At 70.5% G+C, this 19,366-nt stretch carries 23 protein-coding genes and 5 tRNA genes; 20 read left to right on the top strand and 8 right to left on the bottom strand.

Annotated elements, in window-relative coordinates; all coding sequences use genetic code 11:
* Positions 1-133: 133 nt before the first annotated feature.
* The 3 genes from ACIP89_RS30330 to gltX all read left to right on the top strand — a co-directional run bounded on the left by ACIP89_RS30330 (position 134) and on the right by gltX (position 2,649).
* Complete coding sequence (locus ACIP89_RS30330; protein ID WP_402117687.1) at positions 134-325, top strand: hypothetical protein; 192 nt, start codon at positions 134-136, stop codon at positions 323-325.
* 82 nt (positions 326-407) lie between these two features.
* Positions 408-1,184, top strand: coding sequence for a fumarylacetoacetate hydrolase family protein (locus ACIP89_RS30325; protein WP_401932052.1), 777 nt, complete (start codon positions 408-410; stop codon positions 1,182-1,184).
* Positions 1,177-2,649: a glutamate--tRNA ligase gene (gene gltX, locus ACIP89_RS30320; protein ID WP_401932055.1), complete on the top strand. Its 1,473-nt coding sequence runs from the start codon at positions 1,177-1,179 to the stop codon at positions 2,647-2,649. The genes ACIP89_RS30325 and gltX overlap by 8 nt, the downstream gene beginning before the upstream one ends.
* Positions 2,650-2,693: 44 nt before the next feature.
* On the opposite strand, the gene ACIP89_RS30315 is transcribed toward gltX, so the two are convergent.
* Entirely contained in the window at positions 2,694-3,623 is a 930-nt protein-coding gene (locus ACIP89_RS30315) for a LysR substrate-binding domain-containing protein (protein WP_401932355.1), read from the bottom strand.
* A gap of 85 nt (positions 3,624-3,708) precedes the next feature.
* On the opposite strand from ACIP89_RS30315, the gene ACIP89_RS30310 reads away from it, so the two are divergent.
* From ACIP89_RS30310 to ACIP89_RS30280, 7 genes are all read left to right on the top strand, one after another.
* Positions 3,709-4,833, top strand: coding sequence for a YeiH family protein (locus tag ACIP89_RS30310; protein WP_402117685.1), 1,125 nt, complete (start codon positions 3,709-3,711; stop codon positions 4,831-4,833).
* Between the two features lie 139 nt (positions 4,834-4,972).
* The gene (locus tag ACIP89_RS30305; RefSeq protein WP_402117683.1) at positions 4,973-5,692 is read left to right on the top strand and encodes an HAD family hydrolase; all 720 of its coding nucleotides are present in this window, start codon (positions 4,973-4,975) and stop codon (positions 5,690-5,692) included.
* 86 nt (positions 5,693-5,778) lie between these two features.
* Positions 5,779-5,850 (top strand) — tRNA-Gln (locus tag ACIP89_RS30300).
* A 25-nt stretch (positions 5,851-5,875) separates the two neighbouring features.
* Positions 5,876-5,948, top strand: a tRNA-Glu gene (locus ACIP89_RS30295).
* A 60-nt stretch (positions 5,949-6,008) separates the two neighbouring features.
* A tRNA-Glu gene (locus ACIP89_RS30290) sits at positions 6,009-6,081 on the top strand.
* Positions 6,082-6,093: 12 nt separating this feature from the next.
* A tRNA-Gln gene (locus ACIP89_RS30285) sits at positions 6,094-6,165 on the top strand.
* Positions 6,166-6,193: 28 nt separating this feature from the next.
* A tRNA-Glu gene (locus ACIP89_RS30280) sits at positions 6,194-6,266 on the top strand.
* A 90-nt stretch (positions 6,267-6,356) separates the two neighbouring features.
* Here ACIP89_RS30280 and ACIP89_RS30275 read toward each other — a convergent pair.
* On the bottom strand, positions 6,357-6,998 hold the full coding sequence (locus ACIP89_RS30275) for a MerR family transcriptional regulator (protein ID WP_402117681.1): 642 nt from the start codon (positions 6,996-6,998) through the stop codon (positions 6,357-6,359).
* 160 nt (positions 6,999-7,158) lie between these two features.
* Between ACIP89_RS30275 and ACIP89_RS30270 the strand changes: the two genes are divergently transcribed.
* On the top strand, positions 7,159-7,671 hold the full coding sequence (locus ACIP89_RS30270; RefSeq protein ID WP_402117679.1) for a DUF4188 domain-containing protein: 513 nt from the start codon (positions 7,159-7,161) through the stop codon (positions 7,669-7,671).
* A gap of 109 nt (positions 7,672-7,780) precedes the next feature.
* On the opposite strand, the gene ndgR is transcribed toward ACIP89_RS30270, so the two are convergent.
* The gene (gene ndgR, locus ACIP89_RS30265) at positions 7,781-8,497 is read right to left on the bottom strand and encodes an IclR family transcriptional regulator NdgR (RefSeq protein WP_024490257.1); all 717 of its coding nucleotides are present in this window, start codon (positions 8,495-8,497) and stop codon (positions 7,781-7,783) included.
* Between the two features lie 174 nt (positions 8,498-8,671).
* Between ndgR and leuC the strand changes: the two genes are divergently transcribed.
* From leuC to ACIP89_RS30245, 4 genes are all read left to right on the top strand, one after another.
* Positions 8,672-10,096 (top strand): 3-isopropylmalate dehydratase large subunit, encoded by a 1,425-nt coding sequence (leuC, locus tag ACIP89_RS30260; protein WP_401932073.1) that lies wholly within the window; start codon positions 8,672-8,674, stop codon positions 10,094-10,096.
* Between the two features lie 5 nt (positions 10,097-10,101).
* A complete protein-coding gene (gene leuD, locus ACIP89_RS30255; RefSeq protein ID WP_401932364.1) occupies positions 10,102-10,695 on the top strand; it encodes a 3-isopropylmalate dehydratase small subunit in 594 nt (197 codons plus the stop codon).
* 104 nt (positions 10,696-10,799) lie between these two features.
* Positions 10,800-11,027: a hypothetical protein gene (locus ACIP89_RS30250; protein ID WP_024490260.1), complete on the top strand. Its 228-nt coding sequence runs from the start codon at positions 10,800-10,802 to the stop codon at positions 11,025-11,027.
* Positions 11,028-11,170: 143 nt separating this feature from the next.
* Positions 11,171-11,857: an HU family DNA-binding protein gene (locus tag ACIP89_RS30245; RefSeq protein WP_402117677.1), complete on the top strand. Its 687-nt coding sequence runs from the start codon at positions 11,171-11,173 to the stop codon at positions 11,855-11,857.
* Between the two features lie 90 nt (positions 11,858-11,947).
* On the opposite strand, the gene ACIP89_RS30240 is transcribed toward ACIP89_RS30245, so the two are convergent.
* The gene (locus ACIP89_RS30240) at positions 11,948-12,151 is read right to left on the bottom strand and encodes a hypothetical protein (RefSeq protein WP_024490262.1); all 204 of its coding nucleotides are present in this window, start codon (positions 12,149-12,151) and stop codon (positions 11,948-11,950) included.
* Between the two features lie 10 nt (positions 12,152-12,161).
* Positions 12,162-12,845: a 2-phospho-L-lactate guanylyltransferase gene (gene cofC / locus ACIP89_RS30235; protein WP_401932082.1), complete on the bottom strand. Its 684-nt coding sequence runs from the start codon at positions 12,843-12,845 to the stop codon at positions 12,162-12,164.
* A 159-nt stretch (positions 12,846-13,004) separates the two neighbouring features.
* Between cofC and ACIP89_RS30230 the strand changes: the two genes are divergently transcribed.
* From ACIP89_RS30230 to ACIP89_RS30220, 3 genes are all read left to right on the top strand, one after another.
* The gene (locus ACIP89_RS30230; RefSeq protein WP_401932085.1) at positions 13,005-13,757 is read left to right on the top strand and encodes a lysophospholipid acyltransferase family protein; all 753 of its coding nucleotides are present in this window, start codon (positions 13,005-13,007) and stop codon (positions 13,755-13,757) included.
* Positions 13,754-14,764 (top strand): NAD(P)H-dependent glycerol-3-phosphate dehydrogenase, encoded by a 1,011-nt coding sequence (locus tag ACIP89_RS30225; protein WP_401932088.1) that lies wholly within the window; start codon positions 13,754-13,756, stop codon positions 14,762-14,764. Before ACIP89_RS30230 ends, ACIP89_RS30225 begins: the two co-directional genes overlap by 4 nt.
* Positions 14,765-14,855: 91 nt before the next feature.
* On the top strand, positions 14,856-16,013 hold the full coding sequence (locus ACIP89_RS30220) for a D-alanine--D-alanine ligase family protein (protein ID WP_402117676.1): 1,158 nt from the start codon (positions 14,856-14,858) through the stop codon (positions 16,011-16,013).
* A 50-nt stretch (positions 16,014-16,063) separates the two neighbouring features.
* Here ACIP89_RS30220 and ACIP89_RS30215 read toward each other — a convergent pair whose 3' ends face one another.
* The gene (locus tag ACIP89_RS30215; protein ID WP_401932375.1) at positions 16,064-16,552 is read right to left on the bottom strand and encodes a DUF3515 domain-containing protein; all 489 of its coding nucleotides are present in this window, start codon (positions 16,550-16,552) and stop codon (positions 16,064-16,066) included.
* 20 nt (positions 16,553-16,572) lie between these two features.
* Positions 16,573-16,806: an Lrp/AsnC family transcriptional regulator gene (locus ACIP89_RS30210; RefSeq protein WP_401932096.1), complete on the bottom strand. Its 234-nt coding sequence runs from the start codon at positions 16,804-16,806 to the stop codon at positions 16,573-16,575.
* Positions 16,807-17,125: 319 nt separating this feature from the next.
* Here ACIP89_RS30210 and ACIP89_RS30205 point away from each other — a divergent pair, with 319 nt between their 5' ends.
* Both ACIP89_RS30205 and thiD read left to right on the top strand, forming a co-directional pair.
* Entirely contained in the window at positions 17,126-18,097 is a 972-nt protein-coding gene (locus ACIP89_RS30205; RefSeq protein ID WP_073738743.1) for a thiamine-phosphate kinase, read from the top strand.
* 10 nt (positions 18,098-18,107) lie between these two features.
* Entirely contained in the window at positions 18,108-18,917 is an 810-nt protein-coding gene (gene thiD / locus ACIP89_RS30200; RefSeq protein ID WP_401932100.1) for a bifunctional hydroxymethylpyrimidine kinase/phosphomethylpyrimidine kinase, read from the top strand.
* A 120-nt stretch (positions 18,918-19,037) separates the two neighbouring features.
* On the opposite strand, the gene rpmB is transcribed toward thiD, so the two are convergent.
* Positions 19,038-19,223, bottom strand: a complete 186-nt coding sequence (gene rpmB / locus ACIP89_RS30195) for a 50S ribosomal protein L28 (protein ID WP_003965989.1) — start codon at positions 19,221-19,223, stop codon at positions 19,038-19,040.
* Positions 19,224-19,366 lie beyond the last annotated feature (143 nt).

Raw genomic sequence — 19,366 nt, 5'->3', positions numbered from 1 at the left:
CTCACATGATGATCGTCGTCTCTTCCGGGCTCCGGGAGGGAATTGGATGTTTAGCCTGACGCTTTACAGGGATGGCAGAACCGACAACCGGCGCCCCTCCGGCGGCGCCCCTCACGACAGGGTCCGACGGCAGATGAAGACGACGATGGTGTTCCGCAACATTGCCAACCCCCGGCGTACGACGCTGGCGCACCTCAAGGACGCCGAAGCGCTGCAGACGCCGGAGCGGCCGGAGCACGCCCTCGACCTGCCGACGCAGACGGCCAACCCCCGCCGCACGATCCTCATGGTCGCCCCCGTCTCCGCCACCGCCACTGCGGAGTAATACGCGCGGCCTCCCCCCTCACCCGCGTTAGCCTGGAGCCTCAGTCTTCAGTCAGCCAGCAAGTGAGGGGCCACAGCTTCCCGTGCGCATCGCCAGGTTCTCCATCGACGGCAATGTCGCCTTCGGCGCCGTCGAGGGCGACGGGCCCGATGGTCTCGTCCTCGACATCATCAAGGGCATCCCGTACGCCGAGTTCGAGCTCTCCGGGACCAAGGTCCCGCTGAACAAGGTCCGGCTGCTGCCGCCCGTGCTCCCCAACAAGGTCGTGGCCATCGGCCGCAACTACGCGGAGCACGCCGCGGAGCTCGGCAACGAGGTCCCCGACGTCCCCGTCGCCTTCTTCAAGCCCACCACCTCGGTGATCGGCTCCGGCGACGCCATCGAGTACCCCTCCTTCTCCGAAGAGGTGCACCACGAGGCCGAACTGGCCGTGGTCATCGGCCGGATGTGCCGCGAAGTGCCGCGCGAGCGGGTCAAGGACGTCATCTTCGGCTACACCTGCGCCAACGACGTCACCGCACGCGACGCCCAGAAGCGCGAGAAGCAGTGGGCCAGGGCCAAGGGCTTCGACACCTCCTGCCCGCTCGGCCCCTGGGTGGAGACCGACCTCGACCCCGGCGACCTCACCATCCAGGCCACCGTCAACGGCGAGCAACGCCAGCTGGGCCGGACGAGCGAGATGATCCGCTCCATCGAGGACCTGGTCGTCCACATCACGGAAGCCATGACGCTGCTCCCGGGCGACGTGATCCTCACCGGCACTCCCGCAGGGGTCGGGCCCCTGCACGTCGGCGACGAGGTCGCCGTCACCATCGAAGGCATCGGCACTCTCACCAACAAGGTGATCAAGCGTGGCTAACACCGACGTACGCGTACGTTTCTGTCCCTCCCCGACCGGCAACCCCCACGTGGGCCTGGTCCGGACAGCCCTCTTCAACTGGGCCTTCGCCCGGCACCACCAGGGCACCCTGGTCTTCCGCATCGAGGACACCGACGCGGCGCGCGACTCCGAGGAGTCGTACGAGCAGCTCCTGGACTCGATGCGCTGGCTCGGCCTCGACTGGGACGAGGGCCCGGAGATCGGCGGCCCGCACGCCCCGTACCGCCAGTCGCAGCGGATGGACATCTACCGGGACGTCGCCGGGAAGCTCCTCGCCGCCGGCCACGCGTACCGCTGCTACTGCACGACCGAGGAGCTCGACGCCCGCCGCGACGCCGCCCGCGCCGCCGGCAAGCCCTCCGGCTACGACGGCCACTGCCGTGACCTGAGCGCCGAGCAGACCGCCGCGTACGAGGCCGAGGGCCGCACCTCGATCGTCCGCTTCCGGATGCCCGACGAGGCGATCACCTTCACCGACCTGGTCCGCGGCGACATCACCGTGCAGCCGGAGAACGTGCCGGACTACGGCATCGTCCGCGCCAACGGCGCTCCGCTCTACACGCTGGTCAACCCGGTCGACGACGCGCTGATGGAGATCACCCACGTCCTGCGCGGCGAGGACCTGCTCTCCTCCACCCCGCGCCAGATCGCGCTGTACCGGGCGCTCGCCGAACTGGGCATCGCCAAGCAGACCCCCGCGTTCGGGCACCTTCCGTACGTCATGGGCGAGGGCAACAAGAAGCTCTCCAAGCGCGACCCGCAGGCCTCGCTCAACCTCTACCGCGAGCGCGGCTTCCTGCCCGAGGGGCTGCTCAACTACCTCTCGCTGCTCGGCTGGTCGATCGCGGAGGACCGCGACATCTTCGACATCGACGAGATGGTCGCCGCCTTCGACATCGAGGACGTCAACGCCAACCCGGCCCGTTTCGACCTCAAGAAGTGCGAGCACGTCAACGCCGAGCACATCCGCCGGCTCGATGTGAAGACCTTCACCGAGGCGTGCGGCCCCTGGCTGAAGGCGCCGTTCGCCCCCTGGGCCCCGGAGGCCTTCGACGCGGACCTGTTCGCGGCGATCGCCCCGCACGCCCAGACCCGCGTGACGGTCCTCTCGGAGATCACGGCCAACGTCGACTTCCTCTTCCTCGACGAGCCGGTCACCGACGAGGCGTCCTGGGCCAAGGCGATGAAGGAGGGCTCCTACGCCCTGCTCGTGACGGCCCGCGCCAAGCTGACCGAGGCGGAGTGGAACACGGACGCCCTCAAGGCCGCCGTCCTCGCCGCCGGTGAGGAGCACGGCCTGAAGCTCGGCAAGGCCCAGGCCCCGGTCCGTGTCGCCGTCACCGGCCGCACGATCGGGCTGCCGCTCTTCGAGTCCCTGGAGATCCTGGGCCGCGAGAAGACCCTGGCCCGGGTGGACGCCGCACTGGCGAAGCTGACCGTCTGACCGCCTGAGCGGGTCGCGGATCACGCGAGCCGGCTCCTCACCCGCTACTGGTGCTTGGCCACCCGCAGCAGGTGAAGGGCCGGCTCCGGCAGTTCGTGGCCCTTGGGCCAGACGGCGTGCAGGACGCGTTGCAGCCGGACGGCCGGGGCGACCTCGATCTCGACCAGCCGGCCCGAGGCCACGTCCTCGCGCACGGCGAGCGCGGAGAGGACGGCCGGAGCCAGCCCCCGGGCCGCGGCACTGCGCAGCGGGGCGGTGGAGCCGAGCTCAAGGACCGGGACGGAGACGCCGTCGTACGCGCGCAGCGCCCGCTCCAGCGTCTCCCGGGTGCCGGAGCCTGCCTCGCGCAGCAGCAGCGGGGTGTCGGCCAGCTCACGTCCGGTCAGTGCGCTGCGGCGGCGGGTCCAGGGGTGACCGGGGGCGACCACGACCGCGAGCCGGTCCCGCCCCACCGCCGAGCGGTGCAGGTCGTCGGGGACCCGGGGCCCCTCGATGAATCCCAGATCGCAGCCCCCGCGCCGCAGTGCCTCGACCACGCCCCAGCTGTTGGTCACCGTCAGCCCCACGTGGGCGTCCGGGGCGCTCTCCCGCAGGGTGACGAGCCAGCCGGGCATCAGCTCCTCCGCGATGGTCAGACTGGCGGCGACCCGCAGCCGGCTGTCCTGCCGCGAGCGCAGCGCGGCGGCCCCCTCGACCAGCGCGGTGGCCCCTTCGAGTACCGTCCGGGCCCAGTCGGTCACCACCGCTCCGGCCGGGGTCAGCCGGGACCCGGCGGTGGAGCGGTCCAGGAGCTGGAGCCCGAGACGGCGCTCCAGGGTTCGCATCCGGGCGCTGGCCGACGGCTGGCTGATGAGCAGCCGCGTCGCCGCCCGGCCCAGGCTGCCGGTCTCCGCCACGCCGACGAGCAGCTGCAGCGACTGCAGATCGGGCAGTGGGAGCTGCCCGGGATCCCGGTTCCCGTCGCGTCCGCTCATAGGAAAACCTTCATAGGGCAACCCTATGACCTGGGCTCCGGTTCGCGTCTACCGGTCGGCGGGGATCGCGCCGAGGCTGGTGATCATGACCCTGGACACCGAACACTCCTGGTCGCCGTCCGTGCGACAGCCGGCGAAGCCGTCATGGGGCGGCGGCGGGTCCACGCCGGGTCCGGTGCGCGGCAACGCCCCCGGCCTCGCGCTGGCCGGCGTCGGGCTCGGGCTGGCCGAGGGGGTGCACGCCCTGCTGCCCGCCGTGCCGATGCTGACGGCGGCGGTGGTGCTCGGAGTCGTGGCGGCGCACCTTCCCGGCGTGCGGCCCTTCGTACGCGGCCGGGGCCGGGCGGGGCTCTCGACGGCGGGGAAGCGGCTGATGCGCGCCGGCATCGTGCTGCTCGGGCTGAAGCTCAGCGTCGGAGACGTCCTCGGGCTCGGCTGGGCGACCGTGGCGATGGTGTTCGGCGTCGTCCTGGTGGCCTTCTTCGGCATCTGGTGGCTCGGCCGGAAGCTCGGGCTGCCCGGCGACCAGCCGCTGCTGATCGCCACCGGCTACTCGATCTGCGGCGCCTCCGCGATCAGCGCGGTCAGCGGCGCGCTCGGCAAGGAGGACGACGACGAGCGGCTCGCGGCCGACGTGGCGACCTCGGTCGCGCTGGTCACCCTGTGCGGGACCCTCGCCATCGCCGTACTGCCGCTGCTGCACCAACCGCTGGGCCTGGACACCGTCCAGTTCGGCCGCTGGGTGGGCGCGGGCGTGCACGACGTCGGCCAGGTCGTGGCCACCGCGCAGACGGCCGGGCCGACCGCGCTCGGTGAGGCCGTGCTGGTCAAGCTGATCAGGGTGGCGATGCTCGCACCGCTGGTCGCCGGGGTGGCCGTGGCCTACCGCCGACGGGCACGCGGGGCGGCCGGTGACGGGCAGGGTGACCGGCAGCAGTCGGGCGGGCGCCGACCGGCCGTGGTGCCGCTGTTCCTGATCGGCTTCCTGGCGATGACGGCCCTGCGCAGCACGGGTCTGCTGCCGGCCGCGGCGCTCGACGCCGCGGCCACCGCGCAGGAACTCCTGCTGGCCGCCGCACTCTTCGGCCTCGGCACCGCCGTCCACCTGCCGACGCTCGCCCGCTCCGGAGCCAGGACCGCCGTGCTCGGCCTCGCCTCCTGGGTGGTCATCGCGGCGGCGAGCTACGGCGGTGTCCTGCTCACCACCTGAGCGGGCGCGGAAGGGGCGGGTGTTGCCGCTGAGATCAGCACCCCCTGCCTCCTGCCGCCGGGCGTCGGCCAGCAGCGGTTCTGAGCCCCCGTCCGCACACGGGCAGCGGCGCCCGCCCAGCGGGCGGTAGCGTGGTCGTATGCCGATCCGAGCAGTGCTCTGGGACATCGACGACACGATCTTCGACTACACGGGCGCCGACCGGGTCGGCATGCGCACGCATCTGGAGAACGAGGGCCTGCCGGACGGATACGTGTCCGCCGAGGAGGCCCTCGACGCGTGGCGGGCGATCACCGATGTGCAGTGGGAGCGTTTCGCCGCGGGGGAGACCGACTTCCAGGGGCAGCGGCGCGAGCGGGTGCGTACGTTCCTGGGGCGGCCGCTCACGGACGCGGAGGCCGACCAGTGGTTCGCCCGGCACGCGAGCCACTACGAGGCCGCCTGGTCGCTCTTCCCCGACGCCGTGCCGGCCCTGGACCGGCTCGCCGACGGCTACCGCCATGCGGTGCTGTCGAACTCCAGCATCATCAACCAGGACCGCAAGCTGCGCGTTCTCGGCGTGCGCGACCGCTTCGAGGCCGTGGTGTGCGCCGTCGAACTGGGCATCTCCAAGCCCGAGGCCGGGGCGTTCCACGCCGCCGTCGAGGCCCTCGGGCTGGAGCCGCGGGAGGTCGTGTACGTGGGCGACCACCCCGACATCGACGCGGCCGGTGCGGTGGCGGCGGGGCTGAGCGGTGTCTGGCTGGACCGCGACGGGCGTGGCGGGCGGCCCGAACTGGCCCGGATCACCGGTCTCGATCAGCTCCCCGGGCTGTTGGCGCGCAATACCCGTTTTGGAGCGCCGGACACCTTCGGGTAATGTTCTTCCTGCGCCGCCCGAGCGGGCCGAAGGATCCGGTCGGGAAGCGCACACGGAAATAAAACCCGTCAAGGGTTGCGTTTCAGTGGGCTATGGTGTAATTGGCAACACTACGGTTTCTGGTACCGTCATTCTAGGTTCGAGTCCTGGTAGCCCAGCGCAGAGCTTCATCTGTAACAACACGCCCCCGTTGTGTAGCGGCCTAGCACGCTGCCCTCTCACGGCAGTAGCGCCGGTTCGAATCCGGTCGGGGGTACAGATCCTTCCCGCGAGAACATCTGGGTCGCACCCACGCTCTCGATGCAGGATCGCTAGGGCCCCCGTTGTGTAGCGGCCTAGCACGCTGCCCTCTCACGGCAGTAGCGCCGGTTCGAATCCGGTCGGGGGTACTTGTAACACCATGGGCTATGGTGTAATTGGCAACACTACGGTTTCTGGTACCGTCATTCTAGGTTCGAGTCCTGGTAGCCCAGCGTAAAACAAGCAAATCGCAGGACACAGGCCCCCGTTGTGTAGCGGCCTAGCACGCTGCCCTCTCACGGCAGTAGCGCCGGTTCGAATCCGGTCGGGGGTACAGGAGAGCAACAGACAGAAGGCCCCTCACTCCGGTGAGGGGCCTTCTGCTTGTGTGCGCCCGCGTGCCGTGTGCACGTGTGCGTACGGCTCAGAGCCCGAACCGCCGGGCGGACTCCTCCTCCTGGGCCAGCCGCCGCAGAGCGGCCAGCAGCGGTTCGTACAGGACCGCTGAGGCGACCGCGTGCTCCACCTGCTCCGCCTCGGTGGGATACGTCTCCATCATGTCCAGGTCCTGGACCGCCACTTGGTGCATCAGCCGCGCGTGCTCCGCCAAGTAGTCGCCCTCGCAGGGGTATCCCAGGCGGATGAGTGTGGCCAGTGACGCCACCACGGACCGGTGGGCGGGGGAGAGCGAACCGATCTCCTGGGCGGTCCTCCAGCCCAACCGGTCCAGGAGCCGGTCGGTTTCGGCCCGTGCGGCCACCGTCTCCGGCGCCTCCTCGTCCGGTTCCGGGCCGTGCGGGAGTGCCCAGAGCGAGGCGCCCAGGCGCATCGTCCGGCCCAGCGACTCGTCGTCGGCCTGCTTCAGCACCTCGCGGGCGGTGGCGACCGGCAGCCGGCCGACCTGGAGCAGCGCCCGGACCAGCCGCAGCCGGCGCAGATGGCTCTCGTCGTACTCGGCCTGAGTGGCGCTCACCCGCCCGCCGGGAGGCAACAGCCCCTCGCGCAGGTAGTACTTGATCGTCGCGGTCTTGACGCCGCTCCGCTCACTCAGTTCCGAGAGCCGCATGCCGTGCCTTCCCTTGCTCCCACCCTTGGGCAGTGCCACTATCCCACCATTGGATAGTGGCACTCTCCAATGTGATCAATGCGCAATGCGATCAGCGCGATCAGCGCGATCAAGGTGATCGGCGAGGTCGGCGCGACCGAAACGAGGCCAGGGGGCCCGCGTGTTCACGAAACCGGTTCCGGGACGGATAACCGCCGCAGCCGAGGGGGAGGTGGTGGTCCTGCTGATCGGGATGCGGATCAACCACTTCCGGGGAGTCCACCACTGGCTCCCGGTCCTCCTCGCGATGCCGCGCATGCTGCGGGAATTGGGCAGGGACAGCAGCAGGGGCCTGCTCGGGCACACCCTCCTGTTCGGCTCGCCCAGGACGTACTACGTCGTCCAGTACTGGGAGTCGAAGGAGAAGCTGTACGCGTACGCGGCGGCGCCCGACATGTTCCACCGCAGGGCGTGGACGATGATCAACCGCAAGGAGAAGAAGTCCCGCCGGCATGTGGGGCTGTGGCACGAGGCCTATGTGGTCCCCGAGGGCGGCTACGAGTCCGTCTACGCGGATATGCCGGCGTACGGACTGGCCGCGGCGACCGGGTCACTGCCGGTCGAGAGCCGGGGGCGCCGGGCGGCGGACCGCTTCGCGCACCGTTCACCGGCGAAGTCGGGTGAAGCGGGGTGAAGCTGGGTGCAGCGGGGTGAGGCGAGGTGGAGCGGGAGGTGACGTGAGGTTCTGAAGGGGCCGCCACGACGCTGGGGCGGCCGGTGCTGGAGGGCGGGGGCGGGCCGGCTCAGCCGGTGCGGCGCAGCGCCTCGCTCAGCCGGGCAGCCGAGTCGATGATGGCCTGGGCGTGCATCCGGCCCGGGTGACGGGTCAGCCGCTCGATCGGCCCGGAGACCGAGACCGCCGCCACCACCCGGTTCGAGGGGCCGCGTACCGGTGCGGAGACCGAGGCGACGCCCGGTTCCCGCTCGCCGATCGACTGGGCCCATCCCCGGCGCCGTACGCCGGAGAGCGCCGTCGCGGTGAAGCGGGCGCCCTGGAGGCCACGGTGCAGGCGCTCCGGCTCCTCCCACGCCATCAGGATCTGGGCGGACGAACCCGCCTTCATGGTGAGCGTGGAGCCGACCGGCACGGTGTCCCGAAGGCCGGACAGCCGCTCCGCCGCCGCCACGCAGATCCGCATGTCGCCCTGCCGGCGGTAGAGCTGAGCGCTCTCCCCGGTGATGTCGCGAAGGTGGGTGAGCACCGGTCCGGCCGTGGCGAGCAGCCGGTCCTCGCCCGCCGCCGCCGCGAGCTCCGACAGCCGGGGGCCGAGAATGAAGCGGCCCTGCATGTCCCTCGCCACCATGCGGTGGTGTTCCAGTGCCACGGCCAGTCGGTGGGCCGTGGGTCGTGCGAGCCCGGTCGCCGCGACCAGCCCGGCGAGGGTGGCCGGACCGGACTCCAGGGCGCTCAATACCAGAGCTGCCTTGTCGAGAACGCCGACGCCGCTAGAGTTGTCCATACGACGATACTCGCGTCTCACTCTGTGAAACGCAAGTTCAATTTTCCGGGGAAGTTGCGAACCTGTACGGGCGGCCCCACAACGGCCCGTAGCCACCGCCCCGCACGGGGGTCCGGACGGGGGCGCACCGAATCTCTAGTTGGGCCGGCGACGACGCCGGCCGGAGGGAAAGCGATGGGTAGGACACTCGCGGAGAAGGTTTGGGACGACCACGTCGTCCGGCGCGCCGAAGGCGAGCCCGACCTCCTCTTCATCGATCTGCACCTGCTGCACGAGGTGACCAGCCCGCAGGCCTTCGACGGTCTGCGGCAGGCCGGACGCCCGGTGCGGCGCCTCGACCTCACCATCGCCACCGAGGACCACAACACCCCCACCCTCGACATCGACAAGCCGATCGCGGACCCGGTCTCCCGCGCCCAGCTGGAGACCCTGCGCAAGAACTGCGCGGACTTCGGCGTCCGGCTGCACCCGCTGGGCGACGTGGAGCAGGGCGTCGTGCACGTGGTCGGCCCGCAGCTGGGACTGACCCAGCCCGGCACCACGGTCGTCTGTGGCGACTCCCACACCTCCACGCACGGCGCGTTCGGCGCGCTGGCGTTCGGCATCGGCACCAGCCAGGTCGAGCACGTACTGGCCACCCAGACGCTGCCGCTGGCCCGCCCGAAGACGATGGCGATCACCGTCGAGGGCGAACTGCCCGACAGCGTCACCGCCAAGGACCTGATCCTCGCGATCATCGCCCGGATCGGCACCGGCGGCGGCCAGGGCTACATCCTCGAATACCGCGGCTCCGCCATCGAGAAGCTCTCGATGGAGGCCCGGATGACCATCTGCAACATGTCGATCGAGGCCGGAGCGCGGGCGGGCATGATCGCCCCCGACGAGACCACCTTCGACTACCTCCGGGGCCGCGACCACGCCCCGCAGGGCGAGGACTGGGACGCCGCGGTGGCGTACTGGGAGACGCTGCGCACCGACGACGACGCGGTCTTCGACGCCGAGGTCGTCATCGAGGCCGCCGAACTGGCGCCGTTCGTCACCTGGGGCACCAACCCCGGCCAGGGCGCACCGCTGTCGGCCAGCGTCCCCGACCCCGCCTCGTACGAGGACGCCTCGGAGCGCAACGCCGCGGAAAAGGCCCTGGAGTACATGGGGTTGACCGCCGGGCAGCCGCTGCGCGAGATCAACGTGGACACCGTCTTCGTAGGTTCCTGCACCAACGGCCGGATCGAGGACCTGCGCAACGCCGCCGCCGTCATGGACGGCCGCCAGGTCGCCGACGGGGTACGGATGCTGGTCGTCCCGGGTTCCGTGCGGGTCGCCCTGCAGGCCGTCGAGGAGGGCCTGGACAAGGTCTTCAAGGCCGCCGGCGCCGAATGGCGGCACGCGGGTTGCTCGATGTGCCTCGGTATGAACCCCGACCAGCTGGCGCCCGGCGAGCGCTCCGCCTCCACCTCGAACCGCAACTTCGAGGGCCGGCAGGGCAAGGGCGGCCGCACCCACCTGGTCTCCCCGCAGGTCGCCGCCGCCACCGCCGTGCTGGGCCATCTGGCCTCGCCGGCCGACCTGTCCGACGCCCGTACGCCCGCCGGAGTCTGAGAATCATGGAAGCTTTCACCGCACACACCGGCCGGGCCGTCCCGCTGCGCCGCAGCAACGTCGACACCGACCAGATCATCCCCGCCCACTGGCTGAAAAAGGTCACCCGGGACGGCTTCGAGGACGGGCTCTTCGAGGCCTGGCGCAAGGACGAGAACTTCGTCCTCAACCGCCCGGAGCGCAAGGGTGCCTCGGTCCTGGTGGCCGGCCCCGACTTCGGCACCGGCTCGTCCCGTGAGCACGCCGTCTGGGCCCTGCAGAACTTCGGCTTCAAGGCGGTCGTCTCCTCCCGGTTCGCCGACATCTTCCGAGGCAACTCGCTGAAGAACGGGCTGCTGACCGTGGTCCTGGACCAGCAGGTCGTCGACGCCCTGTGGGAGCTGACCGAGGCCGACCCGACCGCGGAGATCACGGTCGACCTGGAGAAGCGCCAGGTGCTCGCCGAGGGCATCACGGCCGACTTCGAGCTCGACGAGAACGCCCGCTGGCGGCTGCTGAACGGGCTGGACGACATCAGCCTCACCCTGCAGAACGAACCGGACATCGCGGCCTACGAGGCGGCCAGGCCCGCCCACAAGCCACGTACAATTCACGCCTGAGCAGCGCCTTTCCAGTACTGCGCCCCCTGCCTTCTGGTAGGGGGCGCAGTCGCTTGTTGAGACCCCGTCGGGCGACAACTCGCCCCAGATGGCACAATCGGTGCATGGAACGCGACAGCCAACTCAAGCTTTACGGCCAAGTCGCCGACCAATTGAAGGAAGCGCACTCGCGAGTGCGTGCACTGCAAGTCCCGGAGAGCGTACGGATGGCGCTGTCCCGGAAGCTGCTGGTCGTCACGGCCGCGGCGAAGCACGATCTACCGGATGCGGCAAGGCGTCTGGACCGGTTGATGAAGGACCTCGATGAGGGCCGATTCCCCGAAGGTGACTGACTCTGCGGAACTGCGCAGCGGTCGACTTCGTTGCGGCACTAGGGTGATTAGCCCGTTTCGTGTTTGATTTGCGGTATATATCTGCCTAACGTGCGAAAAAGCTTGAACACTTTCGTTCTGGCTATGTCTCCGAAGGGGAAGACGTGAACAAGGCGCAGCTCGTAGAAGCGATTGCCGACAAGGTCGGCGGCCGACAGCAGGCCGCGGACGCCGTCGATGCGGTGCTCGACGCGATCGTTCGTGCGGTCGTCGCAGGTGACCGTGTTTCGGTCACCGGCTTCGGCTCGTTCGAGAAGGTCGACCGCCCGGCCCGCTACGCCCGCAACCCGCAGACGGGTGAGCGGGTGCGGGTCAAGAAGACGTCCGTGCCCCGTTTCCGTGCGGGACAGGGCTTCAAGGACCTGGTGAGCGGCTCGAAGAAGCTCCCCAAGAACGATGTGGCGGTGAAGAAGGCGCCCAAGGGCAGCCTCTCGGGCGGTTCTTCCACCCGTACGACGGCCAAGGCGGCCGCCAAGAAGGCCACCGCGAAGAAGGCCGTGGCGAAGAAGGCCACCGCCAAGAAGACCGTGGCGGCGGCGAAGAAGACCACCGCCCCCGCCACCGCCACCGCCAAGAAGGCGACCGCGAAGAAGACGTCCGCGGCGGCGAAGAAGACCACGGCGGCCGCGAAGAAGGCGACCCCCGCGGCGGCGAAGAAGACGACGACCGCCAAGAAGGCCGTCGCCAGCAAGACCGCGCCCGCCAAGAAGACCACGGCGAAGAAGGCGCCCGCGAAGAAGACCACCGCGCGCAAGACCACGGCCAAGAAGGCCACCGCACGGAAGAAGTGAGACCCAGCAGCACAGGGCTCCTCACACGCGCCGGGCCGGGCTCCCCTCGGGGAGCCCGGCCCGCGGGCTGTTCAGGGCATGGCGGCGGGCTCAGAAGGTCTGCAGCGTCACCAGCGTGATCCGCAGCCCGGCCCCCTCACCCCGGCCCTCGATCCGTACCCGCTGGCCCGGCCGCAGCAGCCGCAGGCCGCCGGCGTCGAAGGCCTGGGCGTCGAAATCCACCGGGGTGCCGTCGTCGAGCAGCACACTGCCGGTGCGGGTCTCGGGGTCGTACGTGTACGAGGTCGCCTGCATGAACGGCAGCCTAGCGGTCCATCGAGGGGACCCCGGCGGCCCAGCGCCCCGCCGTGTGGGGGCCGACCCCCAGGACGAGCGCCGCCCGCAGATCGTCGCCGGTGTCCACGTCCTGGCGCACCGAATCGATGCCGGAGAGCGTGATTTCCGCGGCTCCCGACGCGAGGTGCCGGTCCCGGGACCGACCGCCGAAATCGGGGCGCAATTCCACTCCTGGCCCAGCGGACAGAAATGTTGTTCCGATTCCCGCCGCATCGGTCACAAATGCGCGCGGAAAAGCGGCCGAAAAATCGAGCACCCGGGCCAATTCCGGGTGGCGAAGTGCGGGCAGGTCCGCGTTGAGCACGGCGACCGCCGCTCCGGGCCGGGCCGCGCGCACCGCACGCTCACCGTGCGCGAGGGCCGCGTTGAGCCCGGCGGCGGGGGAGTCGGCCACGACGCGGGCACCGAGGGCCGCCAGCGCGGTGCCCGCCGTCGCGTCGTCCGTGACTACCACCACATCCGCGACGGCCGGGCAGGCCAGCGCGGCGTACACGGTGTCCTGGGCGAAGGCCAGGGCCAGCCGGGGCCGCAACAGGGCGCCGGACGCGGGCATCAGCCTGCTCTTGGCCCGCGCCAGCGGCTTCAACGGGACGACCAGGGACCAGCGGCCGGTCGGGTCGGTGTTCGTGGCGGTCTCCCCCTCGATGCGCATCACCGCCTATTCTCGCCTGCCGGTGCGACAGCCTGGAGGGTCGGTCCCGAAGGTGAGGCGTACGGTGTTCTCGACAGAGCAGGGGCCTGGGGCGAGACTTGACCGTCGGTAGTCAGTCAGTAGTGCTCCACAGCCAGGTCCGTAGAGAAGGGTGTCCGGGTGTCCCGCCGCAGAATCGGCTTCTGGTACCGCTTGGCAGCGGTCATCGCAAAACCGCCGCTGGTGGTTCTGTTCAAGCGCGACTGGCGAGGGATGGAACATATTCCGGCCGATGGCGGCTTTATAACTGCGGTCAATCACAACTCGTATCTCGACCCGCTTTCGTACGGGCACTTCCAGTACAACACCGGCCGGGTGCCGAGGCTCCTCGCGAAGGCGGGGCTCTTCAAGACCCCCTTCGTCGGGATGATGCTGCGGGGCACCGGCCAGATTCCCGTGTACCGCGAGACCACCAACGCGCTGGACGCCTTCCGGGCCGCCGTCGCCGCCATCGAGCGCGGTGAGTGCGTCGCCTTCTACCCGGAGGGCACCCTCACCCGCGACCCCGAGATGTGGCCGATGGGCGGCAAGACCGGCGCTGCCCGCGTCGCGTTGATGACCAGGGCCCCGGTCATCCCCGTCGCCCAGTGGGGCGCCAACCTGGCGATGCCGCCCTACGCCACGGACAAGAAGCTGCGGCTCTTCCCCCGCAAGACGCTCCAGGTCCAGGCCGGTCCGCCGGTCGACCTCTCCCGCTTCTACGACAAGGAGCCGACGCCCGACGTCCTGCGCGAGGCGACCGAGGTCATCATGCTCGCGATCACCGAGCAGCTGGCGGACGTACGCGGGCTGCCGGCCCCCGCAGAGCTCTACGACCACCGAAAGGCCCGCGCGGAACAGCGGCGCAAGGCCGAACGAGAGGGACCCAAGTGACCCACCCCGTAAAAGCAGCCGTCTTCGGAACCGGCTCATGGGGTACGGCCTTCGGCGTGGTCCTGGCCGACGCAGGCTGCGAGGTCACCCTCTGGGGACGCCGTGCCGAGGTCGCCGAGGCCGTCAACACGACCCGTACCAACCCCGACTACCTGCCGGGCATCGAACTCCCCGCATCGGTCCGGGCCACCACGGACGCGGCGGAGGCGCTGCGCGGCGCCGACTTCGCGGTGCTCGTCGTGCCCTCCCAGACGCTGCGCGCCAACCTCGCGGCCTGGGCCCCGCACCTGGAGTCCAAGACGGTACTGGTCTCCATGATGAAGGGCGTCGAACTCGGCACCGCGAAGCTGATGAGCGAGGTCATCGAGGACGTCACCGGCGTCGGCGCGGACCGCATCGCCGTCGTCACCGGGCCCAACCTCGCCAAGGAGATCGCGGAACGCCGCCCCGCCGCGGCCGTCGTCGCCTGTCAGGACGAATCGGTGGCCCGCCGCCTCCAGGCCGCCTGCCACACTCCCTACTTCCGCCCCTACACCAACACCGACGTGGTCGGCTGCGAACTCGGCGGCGCCGTCAAGAACGTCATCGGGCTGGCCGTCGGCATCGCGGACGGCATGGGACTGGGGGACAACGCCAAGGGCTCCCTCATCACCCGCGGCCTGGCCGAGACCACCCGGCTCGGCCACGCGATGGGCGCCGACCCGCTGACCTTCTCCGGACTGGCCGGCCTCGGCGACCTGGTGGCGACCTGCTCCTCGCCGCTCTCGCGCAACCACACCTTCGGCACCAACCTCGGCCGGGGCATGACCCTTCAGGAAACCATCGCCGTCACCAAGCAGACCGCGGAGGGCGTCAAGTCCTGCGAATCGGTGCTCGATCTGGCGCGCAGGCACGGTGTGGAGATGCCGCTGACCGAGACGGTCGTCGGCATCGTCCACGAGGGAAAGCCCCCGATGGTCGCCCTCAAGGAGCTCATGTCGCGCAGCGCCAAGGCCGAGCGGCACTGAGGCCGGCGCCCCTCCCCGGCGCCGGGTTCACCCGCCGGGCGGCACCGGCGGCGCTGACTCGACCCGTACCAGCAGGTACGCTCATCGCGATATGAGCAGCGAGAACCTCCCCCAGAGCACGGAGCAGCAGCTCCGCAAGCCGCGTGTGGCCGTCGTGTTCGGCGGCCGCAGCTCCGAACACGGCATTTCGGTGGTCACGGCCGGTGCCGTCCTGAACGCCATCGACCGGACGAAGTACGACGTCCTGCCGATCGGCATCACGACGGACGGCCGCTGGGCGCTCACCGCCGACGACCCCGAACGCATGGCCATCACGGACCGGAAGATGCCGGACGTGGGCCAGCTCGCCGAGTCCGACGAGGGCGCGGTCGTGCTCTCCGTCGATCCCGGCAGCCGCGAAGTGGTCTACAGCGAGCCCGGCGCGGTCCCCAAGGTGCTCGGCGAGGTCGACGTCGTCTTCCCCGTTCTGCACGGCCCCTACGGTGAGGACGGCACGCTCCAGGGCCTCCTGGAACTCTCCGGGGTGCCGTACGTCGGCGCCGGCGTCCTCGCCTCCGCGGTCGGCCAGGACAAGGAGTACATGAAGCGGGTCTTCACCTCCTTCGGGCTGCCCGTCGGCCCGTACGTCGTCGTACGCCCCCGTGAGTGGGACCAGGACCCGCAGGCCGCCCGCAAGCGCATCGTGGAGTTCGCCGGTGACCACGGCTGGCCGCTCTTCGTGAAGCCGGCCAGGGCCGGCTCCTCGATCGGCATCACCAAGGTCGAGGACGCCTCCGGCCTCGACGAGGCGATCGAGGAGGCCCGCCGCCACGACCCCAAGTTCCTCGTCGAATCGTTGCTGCGCGGCCGCGAGATCGAGTGCGGGGTGCTGGAGTTCGAGGACGGGCCGCGCGCCAGCGCACCGGCCGAGATCCCCCCGGTCACCGCGCACGACTTCTACGACTTCGAGGCCAAGTACATCGACGCGGCGCCCGGCATCGTGCCGGCCCCGCTCACCGAGGACCAGACCGCGGAGGTCCAGCGGCTCGCCGTCGAGGCCTTCGAGGCGGCGTCCTGCGAGGGGCTGGTGCGCGCCGACTTCTTCCTCACGGAGGACGGCGGCTTCGTCATCAACGAGATCAACACCCTGCCGGGCTTCACCCCGATCTCCATGTACCCGCGCATGTGGCAGGAGAGCGGCGTCGGTTACCCGCAGCTGGTGGACCGGCTCATCCAGGCGGCGCTGAACCGGCCGACCGGACTGCGCTGAGACCTCGACCGCGCGGCCGAGGGCGTGCGCTCCGCACCGGGGCGCACGCCCTACAGGCTGTCGGGGACGGTCTTCCTGACCGCCGGGGCGAAGGCCGCCAGCGGACTCGCGTCATGCGCGTACGCCGCCGACAACGTCACCTCGACGTACGCCTTGCGGAGCGTGGTCGTGAACCGGGGCCGGCCGTCGTCCAGCTGCTCCAGCATCCAGTTGACGCCGCTCGCGTCGATCGCCTTCGACTGGGCGTCATCCATCTTCGCCGGGCGTGGGACACCGCAGCGCAGTACGATCTCCCCGTCCCCCCACCCGGCGGTCAGGTCCGAGCCGGACCCCGGGTCACTGCGCTCCTGACCGGCGACGGCACTCGGCAGCTCCTTGTGCAACGCACGGCAGTAGGCTGCGGCTTCCGGCGACGGGGTGGGAACCGTGACCGACGCCGAGGCATCTCCGGAGGAGCAGCCCGCCGCGGCCATGAGCACCAGGGCAGCGGACGGACCGAGGATCACGGGACGGGAAAGCCGGCGGCGGGTAGACGTCACCGGCCCAGCCTAGACGGGGGTTACAGGTGCACGACCGGGCAGGTCAGGGTTCTGGTGATGCCGTCCACCTGCTGGACCTTGGCGACCACCATGCGCCCCAGCTCATCGACCGTGTCGGCCTGTGCACGCACGATCACATCGTAGGGACCGGTGACGTCCTCTGCCTGGATCACTCCCGGGATTCTGGCGATGGTCTGGGCGACTGTCGACGCCTTGCCCACCTCGGTCTGAATAAGGATGTACGCCTGTACCACGGAACCTCCAGGGCGGCCACGAGGATCATGTGGGGGAAAGGGACGCCACGGTATCGCGTCGCCCCGGGCCGCGGGGAGACCTGCGGTCCGGATGACGCCCACAGCGTGGCGTACAGAACACACAAGTTGACGTATCTCTTGACAGTACCGACAGCAGTGACGGCCCGCGACCGCAAGTCCAGCGGTGCGGACGGGGGACCCGCGTGCCCGTGACGACCAGGACGGACCGCCCCCGGGGCCGGTCCGCGGTCCGGGCGCCCGCAGGCCGCCGAAACAGGCCGGACGCCCGTCCGGCGCGACAGATGAGGGGTGACACTCGGTGAAGGGAACCGTGGGCGAGTTGGGGGAGTTCGGGCTCATCAGAGAGCTGACGTCCCGGCTCACCACCACTCCGGCGGTACGGCTGGGCCCCGGCGACGACGCCGCGGTCGTGACCGCTCCCGACCGCAGGGTCGTGGCCAGTACCGACATCCTGCTGGAGGGACGGCACTTCCGGCGCGACTGGTCGACGGCGTACGACGTCGGCCGCAAGGCCGCCGCGCAGAACCTCGCCGACATCGCCGCCATGGGCGCCGTGCCCACCGCGCTGCTCCTCGGCCTCGTCGTCCCCGCCGAACTCCCCGTGACCTGGGCCGGGGAGCTCATGGACGGCATCCGCGACGAGTGCCAGGTCGCCGGGGCGGCCGTCGTCGGCGGCGATGTGGTGCGCGGCGACACCATCACCGTCGCGATCACCGCGCTCGGTGATCTGCGCAACCACGAACCCGTCACCAGGGCGGGCGCCCAGCCCGGTGACGTCGTCGCCGTCACCGGCTGGCTCGGCTGGTCCGCCGCCGGGTACGCCGTGCTCTCCCGCGGCTTCCGCTCGCCTCGCGCCTTCGTCGAGGCCCACCGGAGGCCCGAACCGCCGTACCACGCGGGCCCCGCGGCCGCCGGGCTCGGTGCCACCGCGATGACCGACGTCAGCGACGGACTCGTCGCCGACCTCGGGCACATCGCGGAGGCGAGCAAGGTCCGCATCGACCTGCGTTCGGGCCGGATCGACATCCCGTCCCAGATGTCCGACATCGGGCAGGCCGTCGGCGTGGACCCCCTCCAGTGGGTGCTCACCGGGGGAGAGGACCACGCGATCGTCGCGACGTTCCCGCCCGACGTGAAGCTGCCGGCCCGCTGGAAGGTGATCGGCGAGGTCCTTAACCCCTCGGCACTGCCCCAGGTGACCGTCGACGGAGCCCCCTGGACCAGCAAGAACGGCTGGGACCACTTCGGGGACATCGAGGACGCCCAGTAGATTGCGGGCCATGCCCATATCTCCCGCCGTACCTCCCCGTGTGCTCACCGTCGCCGGATCCGACTCCGGCGGCGGTGCCGGCATCCAGGCGGACCTGAAGACGATGCTGGCGCTCGGCACGCACGGCATGAGCGTGCTGACCGCCGTCACCGCGCAGAACTCGCTGGGTGTGCAGGGCGCCTGGGAACTGCCCCCGGAAGCCGTCCGCGCCCAGTACCGCAGCGTCGTCGACGACATCGGGGTGAACGCCGTCAAGACCGGCATGCTCTCCTCCGCCGCCCTCGTCGAGACCGTCGCCGCGCTGATCGCCGGGACGGACGCCCCGGCCGTCGTGGACCCGGTGGGCGTCTCCAAGCACGGCGACCCGCTGCTCGCCGCGGAGGCACTGGACTCGGTGCGCACGAAGCTGCTGCCCGTCGCGACCGTGGCCACTCCGAATCTCGACGAGGTGGCGCAGATCACCGGCGTGAGGGTCACCGACGAGGCCGGGATGCGACGGGCCGCGGCCGGACTGCTCGGCTTCGGACCCCGCTGGGTGGTGATCAAGGGCGGGCATCTGCCGGGCGATCCGGTGGACCTGCTGACCGACGGCTCCGAGGAACACTGGCTCCGCGCCCCCCGCCACGACAACCGCCACACGCACGGCACGGGCTGCACCCTCGCCTCCGCGATCGCCTGCGGACTGGCCAGGGGCCAGGACGTGCCCACGGCGGTACGGGCCGCCAAGTCCTACGTGACCGGGGCGATCGCGGCGGGCTTCGCACTGGGCGCGGGGATCGGCCCGGTCGACCACGGCTGGCAGCTGCGGAACGCCGGCTGACGGGGCCGGGGAGGGGGCCGAAGACACCCTCCCCGGCCCGCACGGGCACAGCAAAAAGCCGGTCCACCGAGATGGACCGGCTTTTTGGGCAACCGGTAAGGCTGCGCTACGACGGGAACGTCAGCGCGCGACCTTGCCGGCCTTGATGCACGAGGTGCAGACGTTGAGCCGCTTCGGCGTCCGCCCGACCACGGCACGCACGCGCTGGATGTTGGGATTCCAGCGACGGGACGTACGGCGGTGCGAGTGCGAAATGCTGTTGCCGAAGCTCGGCCCCTTGCCGCAAACGTCGCAGTTGGCAGCCACGGGTCACTCCAAAACTTCAGATGCACTTACAGTGAATTCCGGCACGCCGGATTCAATGACTGAAGTGGCGGTACCGGGGGAATGTCCCGACTCTCGTCGGGCAACCGAAGCAGCATACAACGGCTGCGTCGGAGATACGAAAC

The organism is Streptomyces sp. NPDC088730 (assembly GCF_044751215.1).
GTDB lineage: Bacteria > Actinomycetota > Actinomycetes > Streptomycetales > Streptomycetaceae > Streptomyces.
The sequence above is the reverse complement of the archived record's forward strand: the minus strand, read 5'-3'. Positions and strand labels throughout refer to the sequence as shown.

What these genes read in the sequence shown, in the direction of transcription:
- ACIP89_RS30240 (WP_024490262.1), bottom strand. Translation starts at nt 12,151, where the DNA reads ATGCAGGCGACCTCGTACACGTACGACCCCGAGACCCGCACCGGCAGT.
- ACIP89_RS30275 (WP_402117681.1), bottom strand. Translation starts at nt 6,998, where the DNA reads ATGCGGCTCTCGGAACTGAGTGAGCGGAGCGGCGTCAAGACCGCGACG.
- ACIP89_RS30310 (WP_402117685.1), top strand. Translation starts at nt 3,709, where the DNA reads ATGACCCTGGACACCGAACACTCCTGGTCGCCGTCCGTGCGACAGCCG.
- ACIP89_RS30220 (WP_402117676.1), top strand. Translation starts at nt 14,856, where the DNA reads ATGAGCAGCGAGAACCTCCCCCAGAGCACGGAGCAGCAGCTCCGCAAG.
- leuC (WP_401932073.1), top strand. Translation starts at nt 8,672, where the DNA reads ATGGGTAGGACACTCGCGGAGAAGGTTTGGGACGACCACGTCGTCCGG.
- cofC (WP_401932082.1), bottom strand. Translation starts at nt 12,845, where the DNA reads ATGCGCATCGAGGGGGAGACCGCCACGAACACCGACCCGACCGGCCGC.
- ACIP89_RS30250 (WP_024490260.1), top strand. Translation starts at nt 10,800, where the DNA reads ATGGAACGCGACAGCCAACTCAAGCTTTACGGCCAAGTCGCCGACCAA.
- ACIP89_RS30305 (WP_402117683.1), top strand. Translation starts at nt 4,973, where the DNA reads ATGCCGATCCGAGCAGTGCTCTGGGACATCGACGACACGATCTTCGAC.
- thiD (WP_401932100.1), top strand. Translation starts at nt 18,108, where the DNA reads ATGCCCATATCTCCCGCCGTACCTCCCCGTGTGCTCACCGTCGCCGGA.
- ACIP89_RS30315 (WP_401932355.1), bottom strand. Translation starts at nt 3,623, where the DNA reads ATGAGCGGACGCGACGGGAACCGGGATCCCGGGCAGCTCCCACTGCCC.
- ndgR (WP_024490257.1), bottom strand. Translation starts at nt 8,497, where the DNA reads ATGGACAACTCTAGCGGCGTCGGCGTTCTCGACAAGGCAGCTCTGGTA.
- leuD (WP_401932364.1), top strand. Translation starts at nt 10,102, where the DNA reads ATGGAAGCTTTCACCGCACACACCGGCCGGGCCGTCCCGCTGCGCCGC.
- ACIP89_RS30330 (WP_402117687.1), top strand. Translation starts at nt 134, where the DNA reads ATGAAGACGACGATGGTGTTCCGCAACATTGCCAACCCCCGGCGTACG.